Below are 4392 nucleotides of genomic sequence, written 5' to 3'. Positions count from 1 at the left end.
CCGATGCCGCGCCCCGCGCGGCCGCACCCGCCGGGAGGTCCCGCATGCCGACCACGATCGCCGTCACCGGGCGCGCCGAGGAGCGCGTCGAACCGGAACTCGGCGCGGTCTCGCTCACCGTGTCGTCCAGCAGCGCCGACCGCGACCGCGTGCTCGCGGCGGTCGGCGTGGCGCACGAACGCCTGCTCGCGACGATCCGCGAACTCGAGGGCGCGGGCGTGCTCGACTCGTGGTCGGCGGCGCAGCTGCGCGTCTGGTCGCATCGCCCGTGGAACGACCAGGGCCGGCAGCTGCCGCTCGTGCACCAGGCCTCCGCCGACCTCGAGGTCGTCTTCCGCGACCTGGAGGCGCTCGGCGAGTGGGTCGGCACCGTCTCCACGACGTCCGACGTGACGGTGCAGGGCGTCGACTGGCGATTGACGGATGCCACGCGCTCGCGCGTGCAGGAGGCGGCGCAGCGGGCGGCGGTCGCCGAAGCGGTGCGCAAGGCCGCGGTCTACGCCGAGGCGCTCGGGCTCGGCTCCCCGACGCCGGTCGAGCTCGCCGACCACGGCCTGCTCGAGGCCCAGCCGATTCCCCGGGCGCACAAGGCGGTCGCGATGCGCGCGATGGCGATGGGCGTCGCGGACTCCGGGCCCGCGCCGGAGTTCGCGCCGGCGAGGCTCGTGGTCGAGGCATCCGTCGACGCGCGGTTCGCGGCCGGCTGACCCGACCGCGGGAACTCAGTCGCGGGCGATGAGCCACGCCTGGAGCGCGGCGAGCTCGTCGTGGGCGAGCCCTGACGCGAGGAGGTACTCGCGGACCGTCCCGTGGCTGCGCTCCACCTCCTCGAGGGCGGACTCGAGCGCCTCGCGCGGGCTTCCGCCCATGAGGACGCGCAGTTCGGGGGTGTCGGGCACGCCGTAGTCGCCGATGAGGGCGACCATCTCCTCCAGCCACTCCCCGGCGAGGTGTCCCTCGGTGAGGGCGTAGTCGGCGATCACGGCCTCGCGGTCGACGCCCGCCGCGAGGAGGGCGAGTGCGACGACGACGCCGGTGCGGTCCTTGCCGGCGGTGCAGTGCACGACGACGGCGCGGTCGCCGACGCTCGAGATCTCGCGCAGCGCCTCGACGACGACGCCGGAGTGCGTGGTGACGATGCGCTGGTAGAGCGCCTCGAGCGAGATGCCCCGACCGTTCTGCGACGCGCCCGAGCCCTCGAAGACCGGCAGCCGCAGCACCTCGACGTCGAGCCCGTCGAGGTCGTCGGGCATGGCCCGCGCCTCGTTCTCGTCGCGCAGGTCGACGATCACGCCGACCTCCAGACGGCGCAGCGCCGCCCGTCCGTCGTGGCCGAGGCGGTGGAGTCCGTCGGAGCGGAAGAGTCGACCGGACCGGACCGTTCCGCCGCGCGCGGGCAGCCCGCCGACGTCACGGAAGTTGTACGTACCCGGCACCGGGATGCGCGTCGAGATCTCCACGCGGCGGAGTCTAGCCCGCCGCGCCGTCAGCACGCCGTGAGGGGGGCGGACCTCCGCTCGGTCTGGCGAAAGTACTTTCTCGTCATGCAAGTACTTGCTATGCTTCCGGCATGTCCACGAACGACTCCTCCGCCGCCGACCTCCCCGAGCCCGCCGACGCGGCCGCCTTCGTGCGCGAGGCCGAGACGGCGGTGCGGCGGGTCGCCGTCCAGGGCTCCGCATCCGCCTCCGCGTGGCTGACGGGCCTCGCCGCCGCCTCGGCGATCTACCTGTTCGCGCTCGGCTGGTACGACCGCAGCGACGAGACGCAGATCCTCGCGCTGTCGATCGCGTTCGCCGCCGTCCTCGGCGTCCTCTCGGTCGTGCACCTGCGACGCATGGGCGCCGCGAGCCTCGGCTTCTCACGACGCTTCGGCGTCGCCGTGGGCGGCTGGGGCGCGGCCTTCGGCATCTCGCTGACGCTCGGCCTGCTCCTCTTCCCCGGCGTCCCCGCCTACTTCGCCGTCGCCGCCGTCGCGACGGCGGCACCGCCCATGTGGGGGTCGGTGCGCGAACTGGTCGTGGTCCGTGGTTGAGCCGGAGGATTCCGGGCATCCGCGGCACCGGCTCGACCCGCTCCTGCAACGTCCCGTTCCGTTCTCGATCGCGGCGCTGCTCGCGGCGGCCGACGAGGCCGAGTTCAGGTTCGTCCGCGACGCCGTCGAGCTCAGCGACTCGGCGCTCAGCAAGCAGGCGTCGGCGCTCGAGGCGGCCGGCTACGTCGCCGTCCGCAAGGGCTTCGTCGGCAAGTTCCCGCGCACGTGGCTCGCGATGACCCCGCAGGGCCGTGCGGCGTTCGCCGCCCACATGGACGCGCTCCGCGAGATCGCGGGCTGAGCCGCCCGACGGGGCCTAGTCCCCCAGGTTCCGGCGGCTCGCCATGGCGCGCTCGGCCTCGCGCTTGTCCTGCCGCTCGCGGAGCGCCTGCCGCTTGTCGTACTCGCGCTTGCCCTTGGCGACCGCGAGCTCCACCTTGGCGCGACCGTCCTTGAAGTACAGCGACAGCGGGATGAGCGTGTAGCCGCCCTCCTTCGTCTTGTGGCTGATCTTCACGATCTCCTGCTTGTGCATCAGCAGCTTGCGCTTGCGCCGCGGAGCGTGGTTGTTCCAGGTGCCCTCGGTGTACTCGGGGATGTGCACCGCGTCGAGCCAGATCTCGCCGCCGTCGATGAAGGCGTACCCGTCGACGAGCGACGCCCGCCCCTGTCGGAGCGACTTCACCTCGGTCCCCGAGAGCACGATGCCGGCCTCGTAGGTGTCCTCGATCAGGTAGTCGTGGCGCGCCTTGCGGTTGGTCGCCACGACCTTCTCACCGCGTTCCCTGGGCACGGTCCACTCCTCGCTTCGATGACGGATGCCGCCGGCGATCGCCGGCAAGCCCTTCAGTCTACCGGCGGTCGCGGCATCCGTCGCCCGCGGCCCGGTGCCGCGCGCGGGTCAGACCCGCAGGTACCGCCGGATCGCGATCGCCGCCGAGACCGCCGCCAGGAGGACCCCGACGGCGACGAGCAGCGGCACGACGAGCAGTGCGTCATCGAGCCCGACGAACGTGAACGAGAGCGACTCGGCGAGGTAGCCCTGCACGAAGAAGGTCACGATCGCGACGACCGCGCCGCCCGCGAGGAGCGAGCCGAGCAGCCCCGCGAAGATGCCCTCGAGCACGAACGGCGTCTGGATGAAGCGGTTGGAGGCGCCCACGAGCCGCATGATGCCGAGCTCCTTGCGACGCGAGAACGCCGAGAGCCGGATCGTCGTGGCGATGAGCAGGGCCGCTGCCACGAGCATGACCGCGGCGACCGCGATCGCCGTGTAGCTCGCCGCGTTCAGCACGTCGAAGATCTGGTCGAGGTACCGGCGTTGGTCGACGACCTGCTCGACGCCCGACAGGCCGGCCAGGCTCTCGACCAGCACCGCCGACTGCGACGGGTCGGTGAGGTTCACCCAGAACGTCTCGTTGAGCACGTCGGGCGTGACGTAGTCGGCCGCGGGGGTGCCGGCGAACTGCTCCTGGAAGTTCGCGTACGCCTGGTCCCGGTCCTCGAAGTAGTACTCGTCGATGAACGGCGCCAGCGTGTCGCCGCGCAGCTGCGCCTCGACCGCCTCCTTCTGCTCCGGAGTCGCCTCGCCGTCGATGCAGCCCTCGGTGGTCGAGACGGCCGTGCAGAGGTAGACGGCCACCTGGGCGCGGTCGTACCAGTAGCCGCGCATCTGGGCGATCTGCAGCTGCAGCAGGGCCGCGGTGCCGACGAACGTGAGCGAGACGAACGTGACGAGCACGACCGAGATGACCATGGTGGCGTTGCGGCGCAGGCCGTTCGCAGCCTCCGCGAGCACGAGACCGACCCTCACTTCACCGGCCCCACTTCCTGGTCGTCGTCGCCGGCGCGCGGCCCGGCGGGGCTCCGCAGGCCGAGGCGCTCGGCGAGCGTGAGGTGCGCGGACTTCGTGCTCACCGGAGCGGCCGGCCTGCCGGGTGGGCGATCGCGGGCGTCGTCGTCGGAGTCGGCCGCGCCCGTGGGCGCCAACGGCTCGATCGGCATGGTCGCGGCGGCCGTGATCTCCGCGGCCTCGTCGGTGACGGCGTCGCGCTCCTCGGGCTCAACGTAGAGGGGCGGCGCGTCCTGCATGACCTTGCGGGTGACCTTGGGTGCGGCGACGCCGACGGTGCCGGTGTCCATCGGGGTGTCGACGGATGCCTCGTCCGCGGGCTGCTCGACCACCTCCGCCTTCGCCGCGGGGCGCTTCGCCGGGCGCTTCTTCTTCGCCGCGGGTCGCTTCGACGGGGCCGGCTCGGGCTCGGCGTCGGATGCCGCGGCATCCGCGTCGGCCTCCATCGCGTGGAGCGCCTCCTCGGCTCGGACGGAGGCGACGAGCGCTTCGGCCGCCGCGCCGT

Annotated in this window: 6 protein-coding genes and 1 pseudogene; 3 read left to right on the top strand and 4 right to left on the bottom strand. The window is 72.8% G+C overall.

The window, feature by feature from the left end; translation table 11 throughout:
- The coding region (locus tag ESO86_RS12130; protein ID WP_207207110.1) for an SIMPL domain-containing protein at nt 1-707 on the top strand (707 nt) is incomplete at its 5' end.
- Between the two features lie 15 nt (nt 708-722).
- Here the strand turns inward: ESO86_RS12130 and ESO86_RS12125 are convergent.
- Nucleotides 723-1460: a tyrosine-protein phosphatase gene (locus ESO86_RS12125; protein WP_242492344.1), complete on the bottom strand. Its 738-nt coding sequence runs from the start codon at nt 1458-1460 to the stop codon at nt 723-725.
- Between the two features lie 110 nt (nt 1461-1570).
- Between ESO86_RS12125 and ESO86_RS12120 the strand changes: the two genes are divergently transcribed.
- Both ESO86_RS12120 and ESO86_RS12115 read left to right on the top strand, forming a co-directional pair.
- On the top strand, nt 1571-2035 hold the full coding sequence (locus ESO86_RS12120; protein ID WP_165307742.1) for a hypothetical protein: 465 nt from the start codon (nt 1571-1573) through the stop codon (nt 2033-2035).
- The gene (locus ESO86_RS12115; RefSeq protein ID WP_129235260.1) at nt 2028-2336 is read left to right on the top strand and encodes a winged helix-turn-helix domain-containing protein; all 309 of its coding nucleotides are present in this window, start codon (nt 2028-2030) and stop codon (nt 2334-2336) included. Before ESO86_RS12120 ends, ESO86_RS12115 begins: the two co-directional genes overlap by 8 nt.
- A gap of 15 nt (nt 2337-2351) precedes the next feature.
- Here ESO86_RS12115 and smpB read toward each other — a convergent pair whose 3' ends face one another.
- The 3 genes and pseudogenes from smpB to ESO86_RS18950 form a co-directional block, all read right to left on the bottom strand.
- Nucleotides 2352-2828 carry an SsrA-binding protein SmpB gene (gene smpB, locus ESO86_RS12110; protein WP_129235259.1) on the bottom strand — a complete coding sequence of 159 codons (477 nt, stop codon included), beginning with the start codon at nt 2826-2828 and terminating at the stop codon, nt 2352-2354.
- 108 nt (nt 2829-2936) lie between these two features.
- Nucleotides 2937-3848 carry a permease-like cell division protein FtsX gene (ftsX, locus tag ESO86_RS12105; RefSeq protein WP_129235258.1) on the bottom strand — a complete coding sequence of 304 codons (912 nt, stop codon included), beginning with the start codon at nt 3846-3848 and terminating at the stop codon, nt 2937-2939.
- A pseudogene (locus ESO86_RS18950) lies at nt 3845-4392 on the bottom strand (hypothetical protein); the annotation flags it as partial. The gene ftsX and the pseudogene ESO86_RS18950, both read right to left, overlap by 4 nt.

Origin of the sequence: Agromyces binzhouensis, from assembly GCF_004135055.1 — a bacterium.
Lineage (GTDB): Bacteria > Actinomycetota > Actinomycetes > Actinomycetales > Microbacteriaceae > Agromyces > Agromyces binzhouensis.
The sequence above is the reverse complement of the archived record's forward strand: the minus strand, read 5'-3'. Positions and strand labels throughout refer to the sequence as shown.